Annotated in this window: 24 protein-coding genes and 2 pseudogenes; 19 read left to right on the forward strand and 7 right to left on the reverse strand. The window is 67.3% G+C overall.

Annotation, left to right across the window (positions count from 1 at the left end):
• The first annotated feature begins 43 nt into the window (after positions 1-43).
• From LMA02_RS28880 to LMA02_RS28905, 6 genes are all read left to right on the forward strand, one after another.
• Positions 44-781 (forward strand): OmpW/AlkL family protein, encoded by a 738-nt coding sequence (locus LMA02_RS28880; RefSeq protein ID WP_228908502.1) that lies wholly within the window; start codon positions 44-46, stop codon positions 779-781.
• Positions 782-835: 54 nt separating this feature from the next.
• Positions 836-3,814, forward strand: coding sequence for a molybdopterin-dependent oxidoreductase (locus LMA02_RS28885; RefSeq protein ID WP_228908503.1), 2,979 nt, complete (start codon positions 836-838; stop codon positions 3,812-3,814).
• 10 nt (positions 3,815-3,824) lie between these two features.
• On the forward strand, positions 3,825-4,691 hold the full coding sequence (locus tag LMA02_RS28890) for a 4Fe-4S dicluster domain-containing protein (protein WP_228908504.1): 867 nt from the start codon (positions 3,825-3,827) through the stop codon (positions 4,689-4,691).
• Positions 4,692-4,765: 74 nt separating this feature from the next.
• Positions 4,766-5,404, forward strand: a complete 639-nt coding sequence (locus LMA02_RS28895) for a TetR/AcrR family transcriptional regulator (RefSeq protein WP_228908505.1) — start codon at positions 4,766-4,768, stop codon at positions 5,402-5,404.
• 45 nt (positions 5,405-5,449) lie between these two features.
• Positions 5,450-6,433, forward strand: coding sequence for an MDR family oxidoreductase (locus tag LMA02_RS28900; protein ID WP_228908506.1), 984 nt, complete (start codon positions 5,450-5,452; stop codon positions 6,431-6,433).
• A 79-nt stretch (positions 6,434-6,512) separates the two neighbouring features.
• Positions 6,513-7,091: a peroxidase-related enzyme gene (locus LMA02_RS28905; RefSeq protein ID WP_228908507.1), complete on the forward strand. Its 579-nt coding sequence runs from the start codon at positions 6,513-6,515 to the stop codon at positions 7,089-7,091.
• A gap of 113 nt (positions 7,092-7,204) precedes the next feature.
• Here the strand turns inward: LMA02_RS28905 and LMA02_RS28910 are convergent, their stop codons facing one another.
• On the reverse strand, positions 7,205-8,086 hold the full coding sequence (locus LMA02_RS28910) for an SDR family NAD(P)-dependent oxidoreductase (protein ID WP_228908508.1): 882 nt from the start codon (positions 8,084-8,086) through the stop codon (positions 7,205-7,207).
• Between the two features lie 173 nt (positions 8,087-8,259).
• A complete protein-coding gene (locus LMA02_RS28915) occupies positions 8,260-8,838 on the reverse strand; it encodes a TetR/AcrR family transcriptional regulator (protein ID WP_228908509.1) in 579 nt (192 codons plus the stop codon).
• Positions 8,839-9,042: 204 nt separating this feature from the next.
• Here LMA02_RS28915 and zwf point away from each other — a divergent pair, with 204 nt between their 5' ends.
• Positions 9,043-10,518 carry a glucose-6-phosphate dehydrogenase gene (gene zwf, locus LMA02_RS28920; RefSeq protein WP_126226152.1) on the forward strand — a complete coding sequence of 492 codons (1,476 nt, stop codon included), beginning with the start codon at positions 9,043-9,045 and terminating at the stop codon, positions 10,516-10,518.
• 121 nt (positions 10,519-10,639) lie between these two features.
• Here the strand turns inward: zwf and LMA02_RS28925 are convergent, their stop codons facing one another.
• On the reverse strand, positions 10,640-11,584 hold the full coding sequence (locus tag LMA02_RS28925) for a LysR family transcriptional regulator (protein WP_228908510.1): 945 nt from the start codon (positions 11,582-11,584) through the stop codon (positions 10,640-10,642).
• A gap of 110 nt (positions 11,585-11,694) precedes the next feature.
• Between LMA02_RS28925 and LMA02_RS28930 the strand changes: the two genes are divergently transcribed.
• The 7 genes from LMA02_RS28930 (at position 11,695) to LMA02_RS28960 (ending at position 18,097) form a co-directional block, all read left to right on the forward strand.
• A complete protein-coding gene (locus LMA02_RS28930) occupies positions 11,695-12,897 on the forward strand; it encodes an MFS transporter (RefSeq protein WP_228908511.1) in 1,203 nt (400 codons plus the stop codon).
• 29 nt (positions 12,898-12,926) lie between these two features.
• Positions 12,927-13,250 (forward strand): MoaF-related domain-containing protein, encoded by a 324-nt coding sequence (locus tag LMA02_RS28935; protein ID WP_228908512.1) that lies wholly within the window; start codon positions 12,927-12,929, stop codon positions 13,248-13,250.
• Positions 13,251-13,266: 16 nt separating this feature from the next.
• A complete protein-coding gene (locus LMA02_RS28940) occupies positions 13,267-14,217 on the forward strand; it encodes an LLM class oxidoreductase (RefSeq protein WP_175709577.1) in 951 nt (316 codons plus the stop codon).
• Between the two features lie 151 nt (positions 14,218-14,368).
• Positions 14,369-15,175 (forward strand): 2,5-didehydrogluconate reductase DkgB, encoded by an 807-nt coding sequence (dkgB, locus tag LMA02_RS28945; RefSeq protein ID WP_166721307.1) that lies wholly within the window; start codon positions 14,369-14,371, stop codon positions 15,173-15,175.
• A gap of 64 nt (positions 15,176-15,239) precedes the next feature.
• Entirely contained in the window at positions 15,240-16,355 is a 1,116-nt protein-coding gene (locus LMA02_RS28950) for an alkene reductase (RefSeq protein ID WP_228908513.1), read from the forward strand.
• Positions 16,356-16,386: 31 nt separating this feature from the next.
• The gene (locus LMA02_RS28955) at positions 16,387-17,391 is read left to right on the forward strand and encodes an aldo/keto reductase (protein WP_228908514.1); all 1,005 of its coding nucleotides are present in this window, start codon (positions 16,387-16,389) and stop codon (positions 17,389-17,391) included.
• A gap of 169 nt (positions 17,392-17,560) precedes the next feature.
• Complete coding sequence (locus LMA02_RS28960; RefSeq protein ID WP_228908515.1) at positions 17,561-18,097, forward strand: DUF3455 domain-containing protein; 537 nt, start codon at positions 17,561-17,563, stop codon at positions 18,095-18,097.
• A 106-nt stretch (positions 18,098-18,203) separates the two neighbouring features.
• Here LMA02_RS28960 and LMA02_RS28965 read toward each other — a convergent pair whose 3' ends face one another.
• Complete coding sequence (locus LMA02_RS28965) at positions 18,204-18,869, reverse strand: O-methyltransferase (protein WP_166721311.1); 666 nt, start codon at positions 18,867-18,869, stop codon at positions 18,204-18,206.
• A gap of 48 nt (positions 18,870-18,917) precedes the next feature.
• On the opposite strand from LMA02_RS28965, the gene LMA02_RS28970 reads away from it, so the two are divergent.
• Positions 18,918-19,595 carry a TetR family transcriptional regulator gene (locus LMA02_RS28970; protein WP_228908516.1) on the forward strand — a complete coding sequence of 226 codons (678 nt, stop codon included), beginning with the start codon at positions 18,918-18,920 and terminating at the stop codon, positions 19,593-19,595.
• 498 nt (positions 19,596-20,093) lie between these two features.
• On the forward strand, positions 20,094-21,482 hold the full coding sequence (locus LMA02_RS28975) for an NCS2 family permease (RefSeq protein WP_228908517.1): 1,389 nt from the start codon (positions 20,094-20,096) through the stop codon (positions 21,480-21,482).
• A gap of 255 nt (positions 21,483-21,737) precedes the next feature.
• On the opposite strand, the pseudogene LMA02_RS28980 reads toward LMA02_RS28975, so the two are convergent.
• Positions 21,738-21,950 (reverse strand): annotated as a pseudogene (locus tag LMA02_RS28980) (zinc ribbon domain-containing protein); the annotation flags it as partial.
• On the opposite strand from LMA02_RS28980, the pseudogene LMA02_RS28985 reads away from it, so the two are divergent.
• Positions 21,947-22,237: pseudogene (locus tag LMA02_RS28985) on the forward strand (hypothetical protein); the annotation flags it as partial. The pseudogenes LMA02_RS28980 and LMA02_RS28985 sit on opposite strands and share 4 nt — an antisense overlap.
• 10 nt (positions 22,238-22,247) lie before the next feature.
• On the opposite strand, the gene LMA02_RS28990 reads toward LMA02_RS28985, so the two are convergent.
• The gene (locus LMA02_RS28990; protein WP_228908518.1) at positions 22,248-22,649 is read right to left on the reverse strand and encodes a CopD family protein; all 402 of its coding nucleotides are present in this window, start codon (positions 22,647-22,649) and stop codon (positions 22,248-22,250) included.
• Positions 22,646-22,954, reverse strand: a complete 309-nt coding sequence (locus LMA02_RS28995; protein ID WP_228908519.1) for a DUF3817 domain-containing protein — start codon at positions 22,952-22,954, stop codon at positions 22,646-22,648. The genes LMA02_RS28990 and LMA02_RS28995 overlap by 4 nt, the downstream gene beginning before the upstream one ends.
• Before the next feature lie 108 nt (positions 22,955-23,062).
• Here LMA02_RS28995 and LMA02_RS29000 point away from each other — a divergent pair, with 108 nt between their 5' ends.
• Positions 23,063-24,010, forward strand: a complete 948-nt coding sequence (locus LMA02_RS29000; RefSeq protein ID WP_228908520.1) for a GlxA family transcriptional regulator — start codon at positions 23,063-23,065, stop codon at positions 24,008-24,010.
• Positions 24,011-24,067: 57 nt separating this feature from the next.
• Positions 24,068-24,988, forward strand: a complete 921-nt coding sequence (locus LMA02_RS29005) for a LysR family transcriptional regulator (RefSeq protein WP_228908521.1) — start codon at positions 24,068-24,070, stop codon at positions 24,986-24,988.
• Positions 24,989-25,039 lie beyond the last annotated feature (51 nt).

Genomic DNA, 25,039 nt, shown 5'->3' on the forward strand with positions numbered 1-25,039 from the left:
AGTTGTTATTCATAGATATGGATCGAGACAGAGGAGACACAAGATGAATTTCAGGCAGACGACGCGTTTCGCAGGCGTGGCGGTTTGTATCGGCTCGGCTTTGCTTGCCGACAATGTGCAGGCACAGACGGCCGGAAGCATCACGACATCGGTAGGATGGCTACACATCGCCCCTCAGGGCAGCGCAACGCCCCTGACCGTGCAAAGTGTCGGCGGCGTAACGGTGAATCACGAACTGACCGGTAGCAGCGCACATGCCAGTTCGACGGATACGCTCGGCATTACCAACGAGTACTACGTCACCGACCACTTCGGCGTCGCGATGCTTTTTGGAATGCCGCTGAAAGTCAATCTGATTGGCGATGGGACGTTGCAGAAGTACGGCACGCTCGGCACGACAAGGCCGATGCCGCCCGCGATCGAACTTCGATACCACCTGTTTTCTGCCACATCGAAATTCCGGCCGTTCCTGGGCATTGGCGCGAACTATACGTGGTTCACCCAGGTTCGAGCCACCAACAGCCGGTTCGTCTCCGACAGCTTCGGGCCGGGCGGCTCGGCGCGCGCGACGCTCAGCGCTTCGTGGAACCCCGTGTTCGAGATCGGGGCGAATTACGCGGTGACCAGACACTGGTCTGTCGGAACCTCCGTCGGCTACATGCCGGTGAAGACCCACCTCACGTTATACGGACAGACCGCGACCGGGACGCAGATCGTTTCCAAATCGACGCTCCGGCTCAATCCCGTCAGCGTTTTCCTGAACGTCGCCTATACGTTCTGACGAGCACGCCCGGATGCCAGCCCCCCGCATCAAAGCAACACATAGGATCGAACGATGAAACGACAGGTTCTCAAGACCATTCTGTTTGCATTGCCCAAGGTTCTGGACCTGACGGCGCGCCGCTTCCCCGCCTACCGGGAACGTCTCAAGGAGCGCAATCTCGTCGCGTGGATCGGGCTCATGGATCAAAGCATGGGTCGCGTCATCGAGTTCAGGAATGGCCGCATTCGGTCGCGCGCCGGCAAGCACCCGCGGCCCGACGTGCGCATGGCCTTCAAGGATGTCGCCACCGCACTGAAGTTTCTTTCCCCCAGCCCGGACCAGGGCGAAATCATCCACGCCGCCAAGAACTTCAAGGTCGTCACGGAGGGCGAGGACGAACTGCTGGTCTGGCTCATGCAAACGCTGAGCATGATGCGCACCGTCGGCCTGCCGATGGGCACGCCCATGCGCGATGGCACCCGACGCTACACCACCTGTACCAATGGCGGGCCGCTGTTCGTCTACGTCAAGGATGACCGCATCGTCCGCGTGACCCCCATCGAGCTGGACGATACGGATGCGTCGAGCTGGGTAATCGACGCACGTGGACGCCGCTTCAGCCCGCCACGGCGTGGCTTGGTCGCGCCGCACGCGCTGACCCTCAAGTCGCTGGTCTACTCCGACAAGCGCATCCTTCACCCGATGAAACGGGTCGACTTCGACCCCGACGGCGAGCGCAATCCGCAGAACCGCGGCAAGTCCGGCTATGTGCGTATCAGCTGGGACGAGGCCCTGGACATCGTCGCCAAGGAGATCAACCGGCAGAAGCGCGTTCACGGCCCCGGTTCCATCACGTTCCCGATGTCGTCCCACCATCAGTGGGGCAACGTGGGCTACTACCTCAGCGCGCTGACGCGCTTCGCCAACCTGATCGGCTTCACGCGAGTCGCCGCGAATCCGGACAGCTGGGAGGGCTGGTACTGGGGCGCCATGCACCATTTCGGCAACTCGATGCGCGTCGGCGTGCCCTCCGGCTATGGCGGCCTAGAGGACGCTCTTAAGGATGCCGAAATGATCGTCTTCTGGTCCTGCGACCCCGAAAGTACCAACGGCGCCTACGCGGGATTCGAGGGAACGCCGCGCCGTCTGTGGGCCAAGGAGCTCGGCATCGAGTTCGTTCATATCGACCCGCACTGCAATCCGACCGCACAGCTGCTGGGCGGCCGCTGGATCCCGGTTCGGCCGCAAACCGATGCCGCGCTGGCTACCGCGATCATGTACGTATGGGCCGTGGAGGGCCTGTACGACAAGGACTACGTCGCGGCGCGCACGACCGGTTTCGACGATTGGAAGGCCTACTTGCTGGGCGAAACCGACGGTACGCCCAAGACGCCCGAGTGGCAGGAGAGCGAGACCGGCGTGCCGGCCAAGGACGTCCGCGCGCTGGCGCGCCTGTGGGGAAACAAGAAGGTTCATCTCGCCGTCGGGATGACCGGCGCGGGATTCGGTGGCGCGGGCCGCGGGGCGACCGGCGCGCAATGGGCGCGCTGCATGATCATGATGATGGCGATGCAGGGCTGGGGCAAGCCTGGGGTGAATTTCGGCTGCCTCGAAATCGGCGTCCCGCACGATCTCCAGTTCTACTTCCCCGGCTACGCGGACGGCGGCATTTCAGGCGACCTGGCGTGGACCGCCAATGCGGTGGACAACTACCAGCGCATGCCGCACATCCTCACCATGAATCCGGTCAAACAGATGGTGCCGCGCCAGCAGCTGCCCGATGCGATTCTCAACGGTCACGCCACCGGTTATCTGTGGGACGGCATGTCCCAGGAAGCGCAGTTCGCGCCGTTCACCTACCCGATGCCCGGCTATTCGCCGATCCACATGATCTATCGCTATGGCGGATCGTCGTTCAGTACCGTGACGAATTCCGGACGGTGGACCGAGGCCTACCGGCACTCGAGCATCGAGTTCGTGGTCAATCAGTCGATCTGGATGGAAGGCGAGGCGCAGTTCGCCGACATCATCCTGCCCGCGTGCACGTCGCTGGAGCGCTGGGACATCGGGGAATGGGCGAATTCGGGCGGCTACGCGCACCACGGGTATGGCACGGTCAACCATCGCGTGCTGACGATGCAGCACAAGTGCATCGAGCCTTTGGGCGAGTCCCGCTCCGACTACGACATCTTCACCGCCATCCTGATCCGGTTGGGCCTGGGTGGCATCTTCACCGAAGGCTGCAGCGATCTCGACTGGGTCAAGCGCGTCTTCGACTCGTCGGATCTGCCCGATCACATTTCGTGGCGCGAATTCTGCCGCAAGGGCTACTTCGTCGTGCCGCCCGAAAAGCCCGAGCTTCGCCATCCCGTGGACATGCGTTGGTATGCGGAAGACCGGAAGAAGGACCTGCCGGAGCCTCATCCGCTTCCGTCACAGTTCTCGGAAAAGTTCGGCAAGGGCCTGCAGACGCCAAGCGGCAAGCTGGAGTTCGTGCCCGAGTTGCTGAAGCGGCACACGGCGGACAACCCCGAGCGGCCGCCGCTCAACCGATATATCCCCTCCTGGGAGGGTCTGCGCTCGGATCTGGCTCGGCGCTATCCGCTGCAATTGATCGCCACCCACAGCCGCTACAGCTTTCATACCCATTGTGACGGCAAGAACTCCGCGGTGAACGGCATCGACGATCATCGCGCGCTGATCGCGGGGCACCGCTTCTGGCTGCTGAGGCTCAATCCGGCCGACGCCGCCGCTCGACGCATTGCCCATCGCGATCTCGTCAAGGTACACAACGACCGCGGCGCCGTGATCTGTGCGGCCGATGTCTCGCCGCTCGTGAACGCCGGCGTGGTGAAGTCCTACGAGGCGAGCGCCGAATTTCAGTTGATCGAAATCGACGGCGAGCAAGTCGAGATTGGCGGTTGCATGAACATGCTCACCCCTGACCGGCCGCAGACCGCCGGCACCAGCAGCATGAGCCCGAATTCCTGCCTGGTGCAGGTCGAGAAATGGCGCGGTGCCGAAGCGTTCATGCTCGGTCGCGCAGCGTGAGGAATGTCAAATGAGCAAGTGGAACCTGATTATCAAGGTCGGGCGTTGCGAGAACTGCCAGAACTGCGTGATCGCCACGCGGGACGAACACGTCGGCAACGACTTTCCCGGCTACGCCGCGCCCGCCTCGGCCAACGCCGAGAGCCCCATCCGCATCCTGCGTCGCGTACAGGGTGCCTCGCATATGGTCCAGACCACTTATTTGCCGGTGATGTGCAATCACTGTGACGACGCGCCCTGCATGCGTGTCGGCGGCGGCGCCATTCGCAAGCGTGCCGACGGCATCGTCATCATCGATCCGGACAAGGCACGAGGCCGCAAGGACATCGTCAAAGCCTGCCCTTACAAGGCAATCGTCTGGAACGAAGCGCTGCAACTGCCCCAGATCTGGATCTTCGATGCGCATTTGCTCGACCAGGGTTGGCCGCGCCCGCGTTGTCAGCAGTCGTGCCCCACCGATGTCTTCGAGACGGTCAAGCTCGACGATACGGCGATGGCCGAGAAGGCTCGACGGGAGGGACTCAAGGTATTGCGACCCGACCTGAGCACGAAGCCCCGCGTGTGGTACAGCGGCCTCGAGCGCTGGGAAACATGCTTCGTCGGCGGAAGTGTCAGTGTCCAGGCAGGAGACGTGGTCGAGTGCGTCACGGATGCGGTCGTCGCGTTGTACTACGCTAATCTGCAGGTCGCCGAAACCGTGTCGGACGGTTTCGGTGATTTCCGCTTCGATGGCCTCGCCAAAGGCAGCGGCCCCTACAAAGTCAAAATCCGGCATGCGCTCGGCACCGCGTGGCGCGAGTGCGAATTGGGCGAGAGCGTGTACCTCGGAGAAATCAGGCTCAGTCGGTCGAAAAGCGCCGTGGCGATCGAGTGCTGATGATCCGGGGAAGGCTGAACGCGGTACTCGCTCGCACCGATTGATTTTTGAGACGAACGGTCTATTATTCGCCCATGGACGTTCGAACTGATCCGCCTCGCCGCCGCGGCAGGCCACCGAAGCAGCACGAAGACCTTGTCGCGACGCGCGACATGCTGTTGCGCACCGGGCTGGAAGTGCTCACCGAGAAGGGCTTTTCGGCCACCGGGCTCGACGAGATCCTCGGGCGCGCCGGTGTGCCCAAGGGCTCGTTCTATCACTACTTCGACAGCAAGGAGGCGTTCGGCCTCGAACTGATCGATCGCTACGCGGACTTCTTCGCCCGCAAGCTGGACCGTCATTTCAGCCAGCCCGAGCCGTCGCCGCTGGCACGCGTGCGCGCGTTCGTCGACGATGCACGCGACGGCATGGCGCGCCATGAATACAGCCGCGGCTGCCTGATCGGCAACCTCGGCCAGGAAATGGGCGCACTGCCGGAGAGTTTCCGTGCGCGTCTGCGCGCGACGTTCGAGGACTGGCAACGCCGGCTGGCCGCCTGCCTGGCCGCGGCCCAGCAAGCCGGCGAGCTCGCCGATTCGGCAAACCCCGCCGAGCTGGCCGCGTGCTTCTGGATCGGCTGGGAAGGCGCCGTGCTGCGCGCGAAGCTCGAACGCAGCGACGTGCCGCTTGCGCTGTTCGCGCAGTTTTTCTTCAATGCATTACCTCGCCGCTGAATTTTTTTGCCATTAACTAGACGATCGGTCTAAAAAGGAGGACGCATGTTCCAGGGCATCGTGATCGACAAGGACGACACCGGCCAGCACGCGCGGCTGCAGACGCTGGACGACGCGCAGTTGCCCGCGGGCAACGTGACGATCCGGGTCGGCTATTCGACGTTGAACTACAAGGACGGGCTGGCGATCACCGGCAAGAGCCCGGTGGTCCGCAAATTCCCGATGGTGCCGGGCATCGATCTGGTCGGCGAAGTCGAGCACAGCACGCATCCGGATTACCGCGCGGGCGATCGCGTCGTGCTCAACGGCTGGGGCGTCGGCGAAACGCACTGGGGCGGCCTGGCCCAGAAGGCACGCGTCGACGGCGACTGGCTGGTGCCGCTGCCGTCCGCGTTTTCGCCGCAACAGGCGATGGCCATCGGCACGGCGGGCTACACCGCGATGCTGTGCGTGATGGCGCTGGAGCGGCATGGCGTGCGCCCGGACGATGGCGAGATCGTCGTGACCGGCGCGGCAGGTGGCGTCGGCAGCGTCGCCATCGCCCTGCTCGCGCGGCTCGGCTATCGCGTCGTCGCCGTGACCGGCCGCCCGGCCGATGCCGACTACCTGCGGCAGCTCGGCGCGTCGGAGATCCTCGACCGGTCGCAATTCGGCGCACCGGGCAAACCGCTCGGCAAGGAACGCTGGGCCGGCGCGGTCGACGTCGCGGGCAGTCACGTGCTCGCCAACGTGTGCGCGACCACGCGCTATCGTGGCGTGGTGACGGCCTGCGGCCTCGCCGCCGGCATGGACTTTCCCGCCACCGTCGCGCCGTTCATCCTGCGTGGCGTGACGCTCGTCGGCATCGACAGCGTGATGTGCCCGCGCGCCGAGCGGCTGGAGGCATGGCGCCGGCTCGCGTCCGATCTCGATGTCGAGAAGCTGGGCGCGATCAGTCATCAGGTCGGCCTCGGCAACGCCATACCGCTTGCCGAGCAACTGATCGCCGGCAAGATACGCGGCCGCATCGTCGTGGACGTCAACGCATGACGCCGGCAACCCGTCGTTTCATGTCCGGCCCGCGGCTCGCGCGTCGCGTTCGCCCGTGCCAATTTATCCAGGAGACCTCATGACCGCTGCCAACCACGCGCCCGTCAGCCGCTTTCCGGTGCCGGCGCTCGACGACCTGCCCGACGACATTCGCGCACGGATCGCTGCCGTCCAGGAAAAGTCGGGCTTCATCCCGAACGTATTCCTCACGCTCGCGCATCGCCCGGACGAGTTTCGCGCGTTCATGGCGTACCACGACGCGCTGATGGACAAGCCGGGCAACCTCACCAAGGCCGAACGGGAAATGATCGTCGTGGCCACCAGCGCCGTGAACCAGTGCCAGTACTGCGTCATCGCGCACGGCGCGATCCTGCGCATTCGCGCGAAGGATCCGCTGATCGCCGACCAGGTCGCGACCAACTACCGCAAGGCCGACCTCACCGTCCGGCAGAAGGCGATGCTCGACTTCGCGATGAAGGTGTCGCAAAGCGCACACCTGGTGGGCGAAGCGGACTTCGACACGCTGAAGTCGCATGGCTTCACCGAAGAGGACGTCTGGGACATCGCGGCGATCTCGGCATTCTTCGGCATGTCCAATCGCATCGCGAACGTGACGAACATGCGACCCAATGCGGAGTTCTACGCGCTGGGGCGCTGAGCACGCGCGCCGGCCTCGGTCGGCGCGCTCCGCCGAGCCGGACGCTGGAACAGCGCGACACCGAACTGGATGTCGCGGTTCCGACGGGCCGGCTCACGGCAAGCAGGAGCCGGTCAGCGCTCGGTCCACTCCTTCAACGCGTCCAACCCGTCCGGCAGCGTCGCGTCCGGGAACATCGTCGACAGCGTCGCGTCCCGCCACCGTGCCGCCTCCTCCGCGCGCTGCGTTTCCGCCTGCTCGCACACGAACAGCGCATCGCTGCCGAGCAGCAGGCGCATCGGCACGTCGTCGCGACGCGACAGCTCGACGATCAGCGCCGCGATCCGTGCGGGATCGCCGACCTCGTGGCCGCCATACGCACCGAGCAGTTCGAGAATCTTCCCGACCGACGGCTGGTAGTCGGGCAGCAGGCCGTCGACGTGGCGCTTCGCCTGCGCGGCCCATTCGGTGCGCATCCCGCCCGGCTCGAGCGTGCACACGCGCACGCCGAACGGCGCGACTTCCTTCGACAGCACGTCGCTGAACCCGCCGACCGCCCACTTCGCGGCCTGATACGCGGACAGGCCGGCCGTCGCCGTGCGCCCGCCGACCGACGACACCTGGAAGATGTGGCCCGCGCGCTGCGCTCGCATCGTCGGCAGCACCGCGCGCGTCAGGTTGACCACGCCGAACAGGTTCGTTTCGATCTGGTCGCGGAAGTCGTCGGCGCCCATCTGCTCGAACGGCGCCGTATGACCGTAGCCCGCGTTGTTCACCAGCACGTCGATGCGTCCGAACGCGTCGCGGGCGGCGGCCACGGCATGCGCGGCCGCCGCTGCGTCGGTCACGTCGAGCTCCATCGGCAGCAGCCGGTCGCCGTACCGCGCTTCCAGATCCGCGAGCCGCGCCGGATCGCGCGCACCGGCCACCAGCCGGTCACCCGCCGCCAGCACCGCTTCCGAGATTGCACGCCCCAGGCCGCGTGCGGCCCCTGTCACCAGCCAGACTTTCGACATTTCCATTCCTCGACAAAGTTGAAACCACTAAAATGAATGATTACTCACTCATTAACGTGGGCGCTGACACGATCGTTTTCACCGTGCATCGCCCTGCCTGAAACCGCCTTCCATCGTCGCGGCGACGCCCGAACCGAACGCGCCGCCGCTCATCTCTCTACAACTTGCCGCTATCACACCGCGTGCAGCACGGCCCACAGCGCGCGAAACCCGGCTTCCCGGTACGCATCGGCCCGCGCCGGATCACGTGCGATCGACTCCATCGCCGTTTCCGCGATCGACGTGAACAGCGCCGTGCAGAACGCATGCGCGTCGTCGGCGTCGAGCCCGCCCGCGGCGGCACTTTGCGCGCGCAGCAGCGCGGTGATCGCGCCGAAGCCTTCGGTGCCGGCCGCGCGATGCGCGTCGTCGATGCGGCCGCTCACGTCGAGCTGCCGCAGCGCGCGCTGCCCGTGCGGATCCGCGATACCCCACGACACATAGCTGTTCCACACATGCCGCATGGCCTGCTCGGCCGGCGCGTGCTCCGGAAACCCGGTGATCATCGCGTCGCGCAGGTCGGCCTTCAGGCTCAGGTACAGCGCGTTCAGCAGCGCATCCTTGGTCTCGAAATAGGTGAACACCGTGCCTTCCGCGACACCGGCGAGCCGCGCGATGCGCGCGGTGGTCGCACTCGCGCCGTCCTCCGCGAGCGCCCGGGCGGCCGCGGCGAGGATGGCGTCGTGCTTGTCGGGACTGCGCGGTCGGGCCACGTTCGATTCCTTTAATGAGTGAGCGCTCAATCATAATCGCGCCGATGGCTGGACGGCAAGCCCTGTTACAGATGGGGGGAACCGATCCGCAATCGGTCAAAAGCGTGCACTATTAGCGTTTCCACGTACTGGCACGCCAACACACCGGCGGCCGGCGCTTTGAAGTTCGTTCCACGCTCACCCGTTTCAGACCGCGAACCACTCATGACGAATCAGCCCAACCAGACCGAAGCCGACCAGCCCGTCGACATGATCATCTTCGGCGGCGGCGGCGACCTGGCCGCCCGCAAGCTGTTGCCCGCGCTGTACATGGCGCACCTGCACTGCAACCTGCCGCCGCAGACGCGCATCATCGCGGTCGGCCGGCGCGACTGGGGCATCGACGGCTACCGCAAGTTCATGGACGAGCAGTCGCGCCCGTTCATCGACGAGAAGGCGTTCGACGCCGACGCGTGGGCCCGTTTCCTCGACCTGTTCAAGTACGTGCTGATCGACGTGAACGCGCCGGAAGACTATGCGCGGCTCGCCGAAGCGGCGCGCCCCGACGCGATCCACGTGTTCTACCTGTCGACGTCGCCGGAGCTGTTCACGACGATCTGCGACAACCTGTCGGCCGCGCACCTCGTCGATGCGCGCTCGCGCGTCGTGCTCGAAAAGCCGCTCGGCCACGATCTCGCGTCGGCGCAGGCGATCAACAATGCGGTCGGCCGGCATTTCGCGGAATCGCAGATCTACCGGATCGACCATTACCTCGGCAAGGAAACCGTGCAGAACCTGATGGTGCTGCGCTTCGGCAACCCGATCTTCGGGCCGCTGTGGCAGGCGCCGAGCATCCGCAGCGTGCAGATCACGGTGGCGGAGACGGTCGGCGTCGGCAGCCGCGCGGGCTTCTACGACCATACCGGCGCGCTGCGCGACATGGTGCAGAATCACCTGCTGCAACTGCTGTGCATCGTCGCGATGGAGCCGCCGGTGTCGCTCGACCCGGACGCGGTGCGCGACGAGAAGCTGAAGGTGCTGCGCTCGCTGCGGCCGATGGCGCTGTCGGACGTCGCGCGCGATACCGTGCGCGGCCAGTACACGGCCGGCGCGGTCGACGGCCAGCCGGTCAAGGGCTATCTCGAGGAAGACAACGTGCCGGCGGACAGCCACGCGGAAACCTTCGTCGCGCTGCGCGCGCACATCAACAACTGGCGCTGGGCGAACGTGCCGTTCTTCCTGCGCACCGGCAAGCGGCTGCAGCGCCGCCAGTCGGAAATCGTGATCGAGTTCGCGGACATGCCGTTCTCGATCATCCCGACCGGCCCGCGCCACTACAGCAACCGCCTCGTGATCCAGTTGCAGCCGGAAGAATCGATCCAGCTGCAGATGCTCGCGAAGGAGCCGGGCAGCGGGATGAAGATGGTGCCCGTGAGCCTGAACCTCGACCTGCAGCAGGCGATTCCGGAACGGCGCGCGGAAGCCTACGAGCGGCTGCTGATCGACGTGATCCGCGGGCGTCTCACGCACTTCATGCGCCGCGACGAGCTCGAAGCCGCGTGGTCGTGGGTCGAGCCGATCCTCAACGGCTGGAAGCAGCTGGGCGACCGTCCGCGTCTCTACACGGCCGGCACGTTCGGGCCGGCGGCATCGTCGGCGCTGCTGGCACGCGACAACATGTCGTGGTCCGAGGAAGCCTGACCACGGCATGACGGCAGGCCCGCGGCGCACGCGCCGCGCGGCACGCCGGATCACACCGGGCGCCCGATCGGGTGCCCGCCCCCAGCCCCCCGCCGCCGATCACCCTTCCAGCGCTCCGCCGTTACAGCGGCTCCAGCCACGCAGCCTTGCGCCGCGCCGGCGCCCCGCTGCCGCCGCTGCCGCCGCCCAGCACCTCGACCACGTAATCGACGAACGACGCGATCCGCGACGAAATCGCGGTGTTCCGGTAATAGACCGCATTGATCGGCTGTTCGACGTCGAGCGTCTGCCGCGCGAGCACCTGCACGAGCCGCCCGGCCTCGCGATCCTGCGCGGTCATGAAATCCGACAGGCACACGACGCCCGCGCCCTCCAGCGCGAGCTGCCGCAGCGTCTCGCCGCTCGACGACCAGATGCCGGGCTCGATGCGGCACGGCTCGCCGTCCGCGCCGAGGATCGGCCAGACGTTCAGCGATTCGGGTTGCGTGAAGCCGAGCAGTGTGTGCTTGGCGAGATCCTCGACCTTGCGCGGCTGGCCGTGCGCTTCGATGTATGCAGGGCTCGCGAGGATGCGCAGGCGGCTGTTGCCGATGCGCCGGCTGTGCAGCGTCGAATCCTTGAGCCGGCCGATGCGGATCGCGACGTCGGTGCGCCGCTCCAGCAGGTCGATGATCCCCTCGTTGCTGTTCAGCTCCAGTTCGACCTTCGGGAACCGTTCGCGGTAGCCGTGCACGAGCGGCACGATCACGTGCAGCATGAACGGCGTCGCGGCATCGACGCGCAAGCGCCCCGACGGCATCTCGCGCCGCGCGAGCATCTGCTCCTCGGCGTTCTCGACCGATTCGATGATGGCGCGCGCATCCTGCAGGAACGCACGTCCTTCTTCGGTCAATTCGAGCCGGCGCGTGGTCCGGCGCAGCAGCGTGGTCTTCAGCTTCTCCTCGAGTCGCGCGAGCGTGCGGCTCGTGGCCGACACGGTGAGGTCGAGCTGCTGCGCGGCAGCGGTGATCGAACCGGAGTCGACCACGGCGGCAAAGGCCTGGAGTTCGTCGAGCGTGATCTTCATTGCTGGATTATTGATCCAAAATCAAAACAATTTGGTTTATAGACCCATTTTTCCGCAAAAGTAAAGACGGCACACTGCGCTCCATCGTCACCGGACCCTGGAGCCCCGTCATGCCACTCGCCCTGCTTGCGCTGACCATCAGCGCATTTGCCATCGGCACCACCGAATTCGTGATCGTCGGGCTGATCCCGACGATCGGCGCCGACCTCGGCGTCAGCCTGCCGTCGGCCGGCCTGCTCGTCAGCCTCTATGCACTGAGCGTCGCGATCGGCGCGCCGCTCCTCACCGCGCTCACCGGCCGCGTGCCGCGCAAGACGCTGCTCGCCGCGCTGATGGCGCTGTTCACCGTCGGCAACCTCGTGGCCTGGCAGGCGCCGGGCTACGAATCGCTGATCGTCGCGCGCGTGCTCACCGGCCTCGCCCACGGCGTGTTCTTCTCGGTCGGCTCGATCATCGCAACCACGCTCGTGCCGAAGGACAAGGCTGCCAGCGCGATCGCCACGATGTTCAGCGGGATGACCGTCGCGTTCGTCGCCGGCATTCCGCTCGGCACCTTCATCGGCCAGCACTTCGGCTGGCGCGCGACGTTCCTGGTCGTCGCGCTGTTCGGCCTCGTCGCATTCGTCGGCGCGGTCGCGTTCGTGCCGCGCGGCCTCCCGCGGACGCCGCCGGCGCCGCTCGCCCGCCAGTTCCGCGTGCTCGCCCAGCCGCGCCTGCTGCTCGTCTATGCGATGACGGCGGTCGGCTACGGCGGCTCGCTGATCGCGTTCACCTACATGGCGCCGCTGCTCGAACAGATCGCCGGCTTCACGCCGTCGCAGGTCAGTCTCGTGCTGGTCGGCTACGGCGTGTCGGTCGCGTTCGGCAACGTGTGGGGCGGCAAGCTCGCGGATGCCGTCGGCCCGGTCAAGGCGCTCAAGCGGATCTTCCTGTTGCTCGCGATCGTGCTGCTCGCGCTGACCTTCACGGTGCACGTGAAGTGGCTTGCGGTGCTGACGATGCTCGCATGGGGCGCCGTCGCGTTCGGCAACGTGCCGGGCCTGCAGGTGTACGTCGTCAAGCAGGCGCGCCACTTCGCGCCGGACGCCACCGACGTCGCGTCGGGCTTCAACATCGCCGCGTTCAACCTCGGCGTCGCGGGCGGCTCGTCGCTCGGCGGCCTGATCGTCGCGAACGTCGGCCTCGGCCATACGCCGTGGATCGGCGCCGCCGTCACGCTCGGCGCCTTCGCGCTGACCGCATTGAGCGGCCGCCTCGACCGCGGCCAGGGCCTGCCCGAACGCACGGCCGAACCCGTCGAACTCGCCCATTGAACGTCACTTTCCCGCAGGAGCGCATCAGCATGAACGCATCGACCCAACGTCCGCCGTTCGCCGGCAGGACTTTCGAAGTCCGTTACGACGGCCTCACCGCCCTGAACGCGTATGACGAGGACGGTCTCCACATGCGCTACGAGATCACCGAAGGCGCATACGCCGGCGCGAAGGGCGAAGTCGCGTACACGTGGCGGCACGTCGCCGGCGAGACCTACGCGATCTCGTGGCAGGAAGCCGACCGCGCGACGGTCGTGCACATCGACGATTTCGCCGCCGGCACGTCGCGCGCGTTCTTCACCGCGGCTTCGCTCGACTTCCACCGGCTCGAAGGCAGCCTGCGCGCGCGCTGAACGGAGCAACCCGACCATGCCCACTTCACTCGACAAGCTCGCCAGCGGCGGCTTCAGCATCGGCATCGAACTGCCGCTCGACAACGACTGGTCGCTGGCCGGCGCCGCGAAGCGCCAGCATGACGGCCGCCGCCCCGGCGTGCCCGACCTCGAACTTCATGCGACGCTCGCGCGACTGGCCGACACGCTCGGCTTCCGCGCGCTCTGGGTGCGCGACGTGCCGGTGTACGACCCGTCGTTCGGCGATGCCGCGCAAGTGTTCGAGACCTTCTCGTATCTCGGCTACCTCGCCGGCATCACGCGCGACATCCTGCTCGGCACGGCGGCCGTCGTGCTGCCGCTGCGCGAACCGCTGCTGACGCTGAAATCGGCCGCGACGATCCAGGAGCTGAGCGACGGACGCCTGCTGCTCGGCGTCGCGAGCGGCGACCGGCCGGTCGAATATCCGCTGTTCGGCCGCGACTTCGCGTCACGCGGCGCGAATTTCCGCGACCAGATCGCGCTGCTGCGCGACGGCGCACGTGGGCACCTGCCGCCGGGCCTGGACGTGCTGCCGGCCGCGCGTTCGCCGGTGCCGCTGCTCGTCGCGGGTCTCGCGCAGCAGACGCCCGCATGGATCGGCGAACACATGGACGGCTGCCTCGCCTATCCGGGCACGCCGGCCGATCACCTGCAGCGCGCCGCGAACTGGCGCGCGGTGGCCGGCGACAAGCCGTACGTGAGCTTCATCCACCTCGACCTCGCGGAAGATCCGCACGAACCGCTTCAACGGCACCGCTTCGGCGCGCGCGCCGGGCGCGTCGCGCTGACGGAAGAGCTCGCGGCGATGCGCGACGCGGGCGTGCGGCACATCGGCCTGCATTTGCGCCGCAATCGCCGGCCGCTCGACGAGACGATGGCCGAGATTGCCGCGGACGTGCTGCCGGCGTTCCATCCGGCTAGCAACCCGCACACGTGCGTCGCATGAGGCCGGCCACGGCCCGTCGCGCGCCACGGCGGGCAACCGATCCTTGAATTTGAATCAAATATTTTTGACCTCTGAAGGCGTTTATCTCATCAGTCCAGAACGCCAGAATGACTTCCATACCGAACCCGTTCCACTTTCCCAGGAGCCCACGATGAGCAACGTTCCCGCATTCGGCCTCGGCACCTTCCGCCTGCAGGGCCAGGTCGTCATCGACTCGGTCCGCAATGGCCTCGACGTCGGCTACCGCGCGATCGACACCGCGCAGATCTACGGCAACGAAGCCGAAGTCGGCGAAGCGATCGCCGCATCGGGCGTGCGCCGCGAAGACCTGTTCCTCACGACCAAGATCTGGGTCGACAACTACGCGCCGGAAAAACTGGCAGCCAGCCTCGAGGAAAGCCTGCGCAAGCTGCGCACCGACACCGTCGACCTGACGCTGATCCACTGGCCGGCGCCGGACAACGGCGTGTCGATCCAGGCGTTCATGACCGCGCTCGCCGACGCGAAGGCGAAGGGCCTCACGCGCCAGATCGGCATCTCGAACTTCAACATCGAACTGACGAAGGAAGCGATCGCGGCCGTCGGCAAGGATGCGATCGCGACCAACCAGATCGAACTGAGCCCGTACCTGCAGAACCGCAAGCTGGTCGAGTTCCTGAACGGCGAAGGCATCCACGTGACGTCGTACATGACGCTCGCCTACGGCAAGGTGCTCGGCGACCCGGTGATCGGCGCGATCGCGCAACGTCACGACGCGACGCCGGCGCAAGTCGCGCTCGCGTGGGCGCTGCAGCTCGGCTACTCGGTGATCCCGTCGTCGACGAAGCGCGAGAACCTCGCGAGCAACCTGCTCGCGCAGACGCTGCGCCTGACCGACGAAGACATGGCGCAGATCGCCGCGCTCGAGCGCAACGGCCGCGAAGTCGACCCGGCCGGCCTCGCGCCGAAGTGGGACTAAGCGCGCCGCACCCGTAATCGATTCGTCCGCGGCCAGCCGGCCGCGGCACCGACAGGACCTCACCATGACCCACGACCCGCTTTTTCAACCGCTGCGATTCGGCGCGCTGACGCTGCCGAACCGTATCGTGATGCCGCCGATGACGCGTTCGCGCGCCAGCCAGCCCGGCGACGAAGCCAACGAACTGATGGCCGCGTATTACGCGCAGCGCGCGAGCGCCGGCCTGATCGTCAGCGAAGGCACCTACATCGCGCCGCTCGGCAAGGGCTACGCGTGGACGCCCGGCATCCACACGCCGTCGCAGGTCGCCGGCTGGCGCCGGGTGACGGACGCCGTGCACGCCGCGCAAGGCCGCATCTTCGCGCAGCTGTGGCACGTCGGCCGGCTGAGCCATACGAGCCTGCTCGGCGGCGAGCAACCGGTGTCGTCGTCGCCGATCCAGGCGAAAGGCGTGAACGTGTTCATCGCCGGCGAGGACGGCAGCACGCCGGGCTTCGTGCAGGCGTCCGAGCCGCGCGCGCTGTCCGTCGACGAGATCCGCGAGATCGTCGATCAATACCGCGCCGCCGCCCGCAACGCGATCGAGGCCGGCTTCGACGGCGTCGAGCTGCACGGCGCGAACGGCTATCTCGTGAACCAGTTCATCGACTCGAACGCGAACACCCGCACCGACGCCTACGGCGGCTCGCTGGAAAACCGGCTGCGCTTCCTGCGCGAAGTCGCGCAGGCGCTGATCGAAGGCACCGGCGACGCGTCGCGCGTCGGCATCCGCCTCGCACCGCTGACCACGCTGAACGGCTGCGTCGACGACGATCCGGAAACGACCTACCTCGCCGCCGCGAAGCTGCTCGGCGAACTCGGCATCGGCTACCTGCACATCGCGGAAGCCGACTGGGACGACGCGCCGCTGATGCCCGTCGAATTCAAGCGGCAATTGCGCGCCGCGTTCCCGGGCGTGCTGATCTACGCCGGCGCGTACACGGCCGAACGCGCCCGCGAAGCGATCGCCGCCGGCTGGGCCGACCTGATCGCATTCGGCCGCCCGTTCGTCGCGAACCCCGACCTGCCCGAGCGTCTGCGCACCGGCGCCGTGCTCGCGCCGCACGATCGCAACACGCTGTTCGGCGGCGGTGCGAAAGGCCTGACCGACTATCCGACGCTCACGCAGGCCGCGGCCTGAGCGGGCGGCCGCAACGACTCCGAGACTGCTCATGAGAATCACGCTTCCTTCCCGCCTGGGTTTCGGCACCGCGCCGCTGGGCAACATGTACCGGGACATCCCGCACGACGAAGCGCTGGCCACCGTCGATGCGGCGTGGCGTGGCGGCATCCGCTACTTCGACGCCGCGCCGCTGTATGGCGCCGGCCTCGCCGAGCTGCGTCTCGGTGAAGCGCTCGCCGGACGGCCGCGCGACGAATATTCGCTCGGCACGAAGGTCGGCCGGCTCGTCCTCGACGAACACGAGGACGCGTCGCAACGCGATCTCGGCGAAAAAGGCGGGCTGTTCCGTCACGGCCTGCCGAACCGGATCGTCTACGACTACACCGCGGACGGCACGCTGCGATCGATCGAGGCCAGCCTCGCACGGCTGCGCACCGACCGGCTCGACACCGTGTGGATTCATGATCCGGCCGTCGATTTTCACGGCGACGCATGGCGCGACGTGTTCGACGTCGCGATGTCGGGCGCGGCGAAGGCGCTCACGCGGCTGCGCGACGAGAAGGTCATCAAGGGCTGGGGGCTCGGCGTGAACCGCGTCGAGCCGTGCGAACTCGCACTCGAGCGTTCGGATCCCGACGGCTTCCTGCTCGCCGGGCGCTATACGCTGCTCGATCACGCGGGCGCGCTCGAACGGCTGATGCCGGAAAGCGCCGCGCGCGGGCTCGGGATCATCGTCGGCGGCCCGTACAACTCGGGCGTGCTGGCGGGCGGCACGCATTTCGAGTACCAGCCGGCCACGCAGGCGATGCTCGAGCGCGTCGCGCGGATCCGCGGGCTCTGCGAACGGTTCGGTGTCGACGTTCGCGCGGTGGCCTTGCAGTTCTCGCTCGCCCATCCGGCCGTCGCGGCCGCGATCCCGGGCGCGAGCCGGCCCGAGCGCATCGACGAGAACCTGCGTCTCGCGGCGGCGCCGATCCCGGCGGCACTGTGGGCGGCGCTGAAGGCCGAGCGCCTGATCGCCGAGCACGCACCGACGCCGGCCGGCGCGGTTTGAAGCGGCAGACGCGGCCGCTGCGGCGCGCGGCCGTGGCGATCGCGCGCCGGCAATCGCGGCGGTTATCGTCGCGATTGCCATTTCCGATTTGCAGCCTGCGCAATCGGCGTCTAGCGTTTACGGGTTCGACTCCGCACGATCGTCACCCGACCTGAAAGGACGCGCCGCCATGCCAAGCCCCTCCCTGACACGCGACATGTTGCTGGCCTTCGCGGCCGGTCTTTCATTCGCGGCCTGCGCCGCGCCGGCCTACGCCGACGATGCAGCCGGCCTCGCGCCGCCCGCCCCCGCGACACCCGTGCTGTCGACGACCGCGACCGGCGTGCAGATCTACGCATGCGAATACGATGCCGACCACCGGCTCGCGTGGGCATTCCAGCGCCCGGAAGCGATGCTGTTCGATGCCGGCGGCACGCTCGTCGTCCGGCACGGCACGGGGCCGTCGTGGGAAGCGCTCGACGGCAGCCGCATTACCGGCAAGAAGCTCGCGGAAGCGCCGAGCGCGCGCGCCGGAAGCGTTGCGCAATTGCTGCTCGCCGCGACGCCGGCCGCAACGAGCACGAAGGCCACGACCGGCACGCTCGCCGGCGTGCGCTTCGTGCAGCGGCTCGACACCGCGGGCGGCACGCCGCCGGAGCCCGCGTGTTCGACCGAGCATGCGGTCGGCCGCTTTCCGTATTTCGCGCGCTACGTGTTCCTGAAGTAACGCACGACGGCGGCCGCCCGAACCCAGGGCCCCGCCGCCACATCCACTTGATCAGTTATCCTGCATTTTTACGATATCGCTCCGGCTGCTGCGCGATGACTCGGTCTCAGCGAATCCGCATCGACAGTTCGACATCGCCGCCGAACGGCACCGACAGATAGCCGTTCCGCGGCGCACGCACGTAGGCGAGGTAGTCGGGGCTGTATTCGGCATTGTCCGCGACGACGAACGCGCCGGCCCGCAGCCGCGGCTCGACCCGTTCGAGAATCTCCGGATACAACGCCTTCGCACCGTCGAGCAGCAGCAGGTCGACCGTATCCGGCAGATCGCTGGCCAGCGTGCGCAACGCATCGCCTTCCCGAATCTCCACCAGATCGGCCAGCCCGGCCGCCGCCAGATTGGCACGCGCCCGCACGACCTTCGACGCTTCGAACTCGCTCGTGATCACCCGGCCGCCGCCGTTGTCGCGCAGCGCGGCCGCCAGGTGCAGCGTCGAGATGCCGAACGAGGTGCCGAACTCGACGATCGAACGTGCACCGCAGCCGCGCGCGAGCATGTACAGCAGCGTGCCCGTCTCGCGCGACACCGCGAGCGGATAGTCCTTCAGGCGTGCATAGAAATCGGCGTAATCGGTCTTGCTGCGCATCAGCCGCATTTGCTCGTCGTGCGACACGTCGGCGAAGTCCGGGTTCGATGCGGGCGACGAGGCGTCGGCTTCGTCGAACAGGCGCGCGAGCAGCGACGCCAACGGGTCGTGAATCAGGGTGGTCATGCGAATCTCCGGTGTCAGGTTGAGTGCGTCAGTACGCCCGACTAGAATATGACGAATCATTCAGGTTTTACTATTCGCATTGGCAGACCCGTCATGACCGACCGCCGCAACGCCCCGATCGCCTCGCGCAAACAGCCTAAGCAGGCCCGCTCGGCCCGTCTCGTCGACGACGTGCTGCAGGCCGCTATTCAGGTTTTGGCGACCGAAGGCGCGCAGCGCTTCACGATGGCGCGCGTGGCCGAGCGCGCCGGCGTGAGTGTCGGCTCGCTGTACCAGTACTTCCCGAACAAGGCGGCCGTGCTGTTCCGGCTCCAGCACGACGAATGGCGGCAGACCTCCGAGATGCTGTGCGGGATGCTGCAGGACACGCGCAAGACACCGCCCGAGCGGCTGCGCACTGCCGTCCATGCGTTCATCCGTTCGGAGTGCGACGAGGCATCCATGCGCATCGCACTCGACGACGCCGCGCCCCTCTATCGCGACGCCCCCGAGGCGCGGGAAGTGAAGGCCGAAGGCAACCGGGCCTTCAGCGCGTTCATGCGCGAAGTGCTGCCCAACGTGCCCGACGCCACGCATGCGCTCGCCTGCGAGCTGATCAAGACGACGCTCACGACGGGCGGCAAGGCGTTCTCCGAAACCAAGCGCACGCCCGCGGAAATCGATGCCTATTCGAACGCGATGGCCGACATGTTCTGTGTGTACCTCGCGCATCTCGCGCAGGATTGACGGACAACGGGCGAGGACCCGCGCCAGCGCGGCATGCGCGCGGCGCCGGTATCATCCGGATGCAGGTTGCGCGCGGCCGCTTTGACGCGCCTTCCCGGCCTCAACGAAAGACATCCGTAAGCCTCGATGCATCACCCGCCCCCGCATTCAAATAATCGCCTTAACGGATTCGAACTAGGCGTATACACGCGTTCCGCGACGACGAAGCCCCGTTGCACGCCGATATAAGCGCTGCGACATGCGCTGCATGCTCTTCCCCCAATGGGACGTGATGGGCCGTTCGCCTAACCTTCGCTACGGCAAAGCACACGTGACGGGGTCGACCACACCACGCGTCGTACGACGCGACACACTCGCGCTCGCTTCGAAGCGCGTACGACGACACGGCTCACGCGTCATGCGTCCCCACGACGTTGCCGACAATTTCAACCAGATACGAGACACCCTGACGACGGTCCGCTACAGGCCGTTTCAGCATGCTGATAAAGGAGCAAGCTCATGAGTGATACCCCGGTGCAGCCGACGGTCGGCGTCGGTGCGGAAGAAACGAACTTCGGCACCAAGGGAGTCATCGACCGGTACTTCGACATTTCGTCGCGCGGCAGCACGCAGCGTCGCGAAATCGTCGCGGGCGTGACCACCTTCCTCGCGATGGTCTATTCCGTGTTCGTCGTGCCCGGGATGTTCGGCAAGGCCGGCTTCGACACCAGCGCGGTATTCGTCGCGGTCTGTCTCACCACCGCCTTCGGTTCGCTGCTGATGGGCCTGTGGGCGAAGCTGCCGATCGCGATCGGCTGCGCGATTTCGCTGACGGCGTTCACCGCGTTCGGTCTCGTGCTCGGCAAGGGCCTGCCCCCGACCGTCGCGCTCGGCGCCGTGTTCCTGATGGGCCTCGTGTTCACGGGCATCTCGGTCACCGGCGTGCGCTCGTGGATCCTGCGCAACCTGCCCGCGGGCGTCGCGCACGGCACCGGGATCGGCATCGGCCTGTTCCTGCTGCTGATCGCGTCGAACGACGTCGGCCTCGTGATCAAGAACCCGGGCGCCGGCCTGCCGGTCTCGCTCGGCCAGATCACCGCGTTTCCGGTGATCATGTCGGTCGTCGGCCTCGCCGCGATCTTCGGGCTCGAGAAGCGCCGCGTGCCGGGCGGCATCCTGCTCGTCGTGGTCGCGATCTCGCTGATCGGCCTCGTGTTCGACCCGACCGTGAAATACCGCGGCGTCTTTGCGCTGCCGTCGCTGAGCGCGCCGGGCCACGCCTCGCTGATCGGCGCGATGGACATCAAGGGCGCGTTGTCGATGGCCGTGCTGCCGAGCGTGCTGGCACTCGTGATGACCGCCGTGTTCGACGCGACCGGCACGATCCGCGCGGTCGCCGGCCAGGCGGGCCAGCTCGACGAGAACGGCCGCATCATCAACGGCGGCCGCGCGCTGACCGCCGATTCGCTCAGCTCGATCTTCTCCGGCTTCCTCGGCGGTGCGCCGGCCGCGGCCTACATCGAGTCGAGCGTGGGCGTGGCCGCCGGCGCGAAGACGGGCCTCGCGGCCGCCGTGGTCGGCCTGCTGTTCCTGGTCGTGATGTTCTTCTCGCCGCTCGCGGGCCTCGTGCCGTCGTACGCCACCGCACCCGCGCTGATGTACGTCGGCCTGCTGATGCTCGGGAGCGTGAGCAAGCTGCACATGGACGACATGGTCGACGCGATGTCGGGCCTCGTGTGCGCGGTGTTCATCGTGCTGACCGCGAACATCGTGACGGGCATCATGCTCGGCTTCTCGACGCTCGTGATCGGCCGCATCGCCAGCGGCGAATTCCGCAAGCTCAACGTCGGCACCGTGCTCATCGCGGCCGTGCTCGTCACGTTCTATCTCGGCGGCTGGGCGATCTGAGCGCGGCTCATGCGCGACGTCGCTTGCGAAAAGGGCGGCGCGCAGCGGGACGACACCGTCTCCTCCCACCATCGTCGTTGATGGTCTCCCGGCCTGGAAACACATGTTTCCAGGTTTTTTTTGCGGGTGAGCCACGGGGCTCCGGCGCCCCGCTCGGCCGGCACGGGGCGGCATGCGTCGCGTCCGTTCACGAATCCGCACGCGGTGCTACGATCGCGCTTTGTCCTCCGGAACCGTCTTGACGTCCTCACCCGCCTAAAGGCAGGTGATTCCCACACCTGGCGATGCACGTCCGCATCGGAGAATGTTCAGCGCAGCGTTGATATCTCGATCATGCTCGACACCACATTCACTACAGGCCCACTCTCTCATTCGCAGTCCCGCGATACCTTTCGGCCGCGTCGTGCTGTCTTTCGATCCGCACGACGAACAGGACTGGGTAGAACCGCTTTCGTCGACTTCCGCTGTCGCTCGGCCTCGTCGGGCGCTTCTGGCACCCGACGCCCGACGTGCGAACGATCGCCGACGCCGCGGCCTTCGTGCGGCACGACGATCCGCACGACGCCAAGCTGGTGCTGCGCTTCGAGGTGATCGGACTGCGCTCCGGCATGCGCCTGCTGCGCACCGAAACCTTCGTGCATTGTCCGAGCGCGCGCACGCGGCTGCTGTTCCTGCCCTACTGGCTCGCGATCCGGCTGGGGAGCGGCTGGATCCGGCGGCGCACGCTGGCGGCGGTCGAGATGGCGCTGGCGTAGACCCGACGCGTCAGAACGGCTTGATCACGACCAGCCCGACGACGATCCCCGCGGCGACCACGACCGCGCCCGCCGCCTGCCCGAGCCATCGCGCGGGCGCGACGACGAGATCGTCGCGCTCCATGCGCCGCAGCGTGCCGGCCAGAATCCCGTGCAGCGCCGACAGCGCGGTGACGACGACCAGTTTCACCGACAGCCACGCGGCGCCGAACCAGTGACCGTTCAGCGCGATCGCGATCCCCGTGATCCAGACGAGCGCGAGCGCGGGTGCCGTCACCGTACGATCCCAGCGCCGCACCGCACGATGCACGGCCAGGTTGGCGATACGAACGCCGACGGACAGCATCAGCAGCCCGCCGACGAACGTGACGACGGCGGCGACATGCACGGCCTTCAGCACCAGGTAGATCATTGCGCATGCCTCCTGCGCGCGATCCATCCGGCGCTCGCCAGCCCCGCAAACGGCACGACGGCCGACAGCACGAGCCGCGCGACCTCGCCCTTGCTCCACAGCCCGGTCGACGCGGTGCCGACGACCGCCCACACGTACATCGCGAACGCGATGCCGTGAACCGGGCCCATGACCGATACCGCGACCGGATACCCGGCCAGATGCTTGAGCGGCACGGCCACGCATACCAGCACGACGAGCGTGGTCGCTTCCAGCAACGACAGGTATTGCAGGTTGCGCAACGCGTTGCGATCGTCTTGTTTCATCGACAGGCCTCCAGGTTGGTCCGCCGCGATTGTCGCGCGTGGCGCGGGTTCGAGCCATTGGCTAGAATGACATCTTTCAACGGATTCTGGCCACGGGCCGCGAACGCCATGCATACGCTCGCCGTGCTCGCTTTGCCCGATGTCGTCCCGTTCGATCTGGGCGTGGCATGCGACACGTTCGCGCGCGTGCGCTCGCCCGACGTCGCGCAGGCATACCGCGTGCGCGTGTGCAGCGAGCATCCGCGCGTCGCGGGCGATCTGTTCGAACTGCGCCCGCCGTTTCGTCTCGACGCGCTTGCCGATGCCGACACGATCGTCGTCCCCGGCACGTCCGTGCCGCTCGCGCCCACGTCGCGCCGCGCGATCGCGGCACTGCGCGCGGCCGCCGCGCGCGGTTGCCGGATCGCGTCGATCTGCAGCGGCGCGTTCGTGCTCGCGGAAGCCGGGCTGCTCGACGGCCTGCGCGCGACGACGCACTGGCTCGCGGCCGCCGAACTCGCGCGCCGCTACCCGAACGTCGAGGTCGACCCGAACGTGCTGTTCGTCGACAACGGGCAGATCCTGACGTCGGCAGGCGCCGCGGCCGGCCTCGATCTGTGCCTGCACATGATCCAGGCCGACTACGGCGCGGCGGTCGCCGTCGATGCCGCGCGCTGCGCGGTGGCGCCGCGCGTGCGCGAAGGCGGGCAGGCGCAGTTCATCGCGCCCGAATGGCCGGCCGGCAGCGACGGGCTGCAGGGCCTGATGGACTGGCTGCAGGCGAACCTGCGCAAGCCGCTGACGCTCGACGCGATGGCCCGCCAGGCATCGACGAGCGTGCGCACGCTGACGCGGCGCTTTCAGGCGCACACGGGCACGTCGCCGCGGCAATGGCTGCAGACCGCACGCGTCAGGCATGCGCAGCAGTTGCTGGAGATGACGGAGCTGTCGATCGAGCACGTGGCGACGGAAGCCGGGTTCGGTTCGGTCACCGCGTTTCGCGAGCGCTTCGCCCGCATCGTCGGCACGTCGCCGCAGCGCTATCGGCAGGCGTTCCGCGCGCGCGCCGGCGCGTGACGTTCATCAGGAACGCGACCTGACGCCGCCCCCTTTCGCGCCAACCGGACCCGCTCGATGACCCGCATCCGCAACCACCTGAACACCGCGCAGCTCCACGCGTTCGTCTCCGCCGCGCATCACAAGAGCCTGCGCGCCGCCGCGCGCGAGCTCGGCGTCACGCAGCCCGCGATCACGCATACGATCCGCGAACTCGAAACGGCGCTGAACGCGGAACTGCTCGTGCGCAGCGTGCGCGGCGTCGAGCTGACCGCGTGCGGCCAAGCGCTGCTGCCGCGTGCCGAGCAGTTGCTCGGCGACATGCGCCGCACCGTCGAGGCCGTCGAGCAGGTGAAAGGGGAAATGTCCGGGCGCGTCGCGGTCGGCACGATGCCGTCGATCGCACTGACCGCGCTGCCGCACGCGGTCACCGCATTCCGCCAGTCGATGCCGAACGTCAGCCTGCATCTCGAGGAAGTGACGGTGCCCGACGCGCTCGCGCAGCTGCGCAACGGCACGCTCGACATCGCTGCGATGCACCATGTGCCCGCGCTCGACCGCGATTTCACGCAGGTGCCGCTGCTGTCGACCGAATTCACCGTCGTGATGCGCGAAGGCCACCCGCTCGCGCACGCGCGCCGGTTAGAGGAATTGCTCGACGCCGAGTGGATCGTCACGGTCGGCGCCGAGCAGTTCCCGCACAGCGTGATGAGCGCGATGTTCGACGCGCGCGGGCTGCCGCTGCCGAAGCGCCTGCTGCGCTCGCCGATGTCGTTCGCGGTGACGCTCGGGCTGGTCGCGCGCTCCGACGTGATCGGCTGTTTCACGCGCCCGCTGGCCGCAATGGTGGCGCCGCTCGGCATCCGCACGGCCGAGCTCGACGAAAGCATGCCGCGCTTCGACCTGTCGATCATCGCGCGCCGCGACCTGCTGCCGACGCCCGCCGTCTCGGAATTCGTCAGTTGCCTGCAGCGCGCGGTCAACGAAACGCTCGGTTGAACCGTTCCTTGGTCTGAAACGGTCGCGCGCCGCATGCGCGGGCGTCGGGTC

This window comes from Burkholderia sp. B21-005 (genome assembly GCF_020843965.1).
GTDB classification, from domain to species: domain Bacteria; phylum Pseudomonadota; class Gammaproteobacteria; order Burkholderiales; family Burkholderiaceae; genus Burkholderia; species Burkholderia ambifaria.

Bases quoted from the DNA above. Each gene is read 5' to 3' on its own strand.
- LMA02_RS28935 (WP_228908512.1), top strand. From the start codon at position 12,927: ATGAACGCATCGACCCAACGTCCGCCGTTCGCCGGCAGGACTTTCGAA.
- LMA02_RS29005 (WP_228908521.1), top strand. From the start codon at position 24,068: ATGACCCGCATCCGCAACCACCTGAACACCGCGCAGCTCCACGCGTTC.
- LMA02_RS28970 (WP_228908516.1), top strand. From the start codon at position 18,918: ATGACGAATCATTCAGGTTTTACTATTCGCATTGGCAGACCCGTCATG.
- LMA02_RS28930 (WP_228908511.1), top strand. From the start codon at position 11,695: ATGCCACTCGCCCTGCTTGCGCTGACCATCAGCGCATTTGCCATCGGC.
- LMA02_RS29000 (WP_228908520.1), top strand. From the start codon at position 23,063: ATGCATACGCTCGCCGTGCTCGCTTTGCCCGATGTCGTCCCGTTCGAT.
- LMA02_RS28955 (WP_228908514.1), top strand. From the start codon at position 16,387: ATGAGAATCACGCTTCCTTCCCGCCTGGGTTTCGGCACCGCGCCGCTG.
- LMA02_RS28885 (WP_228908503.1), top strand. From the start codon at position 836: ATGAAACGACAGGTTCTCAAGACCATTCTGTTTGCATTGCCCAAGGTT.
- LMA02_RS28900 (WP_228908506.1), top strand. From the start codon at position 5,450: ATGTTCCAGGGCATCGTGATCGACAAGGACGACACCGGCCAGCACGCG.
- LMA02_RS28925 (WP_228908510.1), bottom strand. From the start codon at position 11,584: ATGAAGATCACGCTCGACGAACTCCAGGCCTTTGCCGCCGTGGTCGAC.
- LMA02_RS28965 (WP_166721311.1), bottom strand. From the start codon at position 18,869: ATGACCACCCTGATTCACGACCCGTTGGCGTCGCTGCTCGCGCGCCTG.
- LMA02_RS28880 (WP_228908502.1), top strand. From the start codon at position 44: ATGAATTTCAGGCAGACGACGCGTTTCGCAGGCGTGGCGGTTTGTATC.
- zwf (WP_126226152.1), top strand. From the start codon at position 9,043: ATGACGAATCAGCCCAACCAGACCGAAGCCGACCAGCCCGTCGACATG.
- LMA02_RS28940 (WP_175709577.1), top strand. From the start codon at position 13,267: ATGCCCACTTCACTCGACAAGCTCGCCAGCGGCGGCTTCAGCATCGGC.
- LMA02_RS28950 (WP_228908513.1), top strand. From the start codon at position 15,240: ATGACCCACGACCCGCTTTTTCAACCGCTGCGATTCGGCGCGCTGACG.
- LMA02_RS28960 (WP_228908515.1), top strand. From the start codon at position 17,561: ATGCCAAGCCCCTCCCTGACACGCGACATGTTGCTGGCCTTCGCGGCC.
- LMA02_RS28905 (WP_228908507.1), top strand. From the start codon at position 6,513: ATGACCGCTGCCAACCACGCGCCCGTCAGCCGCTTTCCGGTGCCGGCG.
- LMA02_RS28895 (WP_228908505.1), top strand. From the start codon at position 4,766: ATGGACGTTCGAACTGATCCGCCTCGCCGCCGCGGCAGGCCACCGAAG.
- dkgB (WP_166721307.1), top strand. From the start codon at position 14,369: ATGAGCAACGTTCCCGCATTCGGCCTCGGCACCTTCCGCCTGCAGGGC.
- LMA02_RS28890 (WP_228908504.1), top strand. From the start codon at position 3,825: ATGAGCAAGTGGAACCTGATTATCAAGGTCGGGCGTTGCGAGAACTGC.
- LMA02_RS28910 (WP_228908508.1), bottom strand. From the start codon at position 8,086: ATGTCGAAAGTCTGGCTGGTGACAGGGGCCGCACGCGGCCTGGGGCGT.
- LMA02_RS28995 (WP_228908519.1), bottom strand. From the start codon at position 22,954: ATGAAACAAGACGATCGCAACGCGTTGCGCAACCTGCAATACCTGTCG.
- LMA02_RS28990 (WP_228908518.1), bottom strand. From the start codon at position 22,649: ATGATCTACCTGGTGCTGAAGGCCGTGCATGTCGCCGCCGTCGTCACG.
- LMA02_RS28975 (WP_228908517.1), top strand. From the start codon at position 20,094: ATGAGTGATACCCCGGTGCAGCCGACGGTCGGCGTCGGTGCGGAAGAA.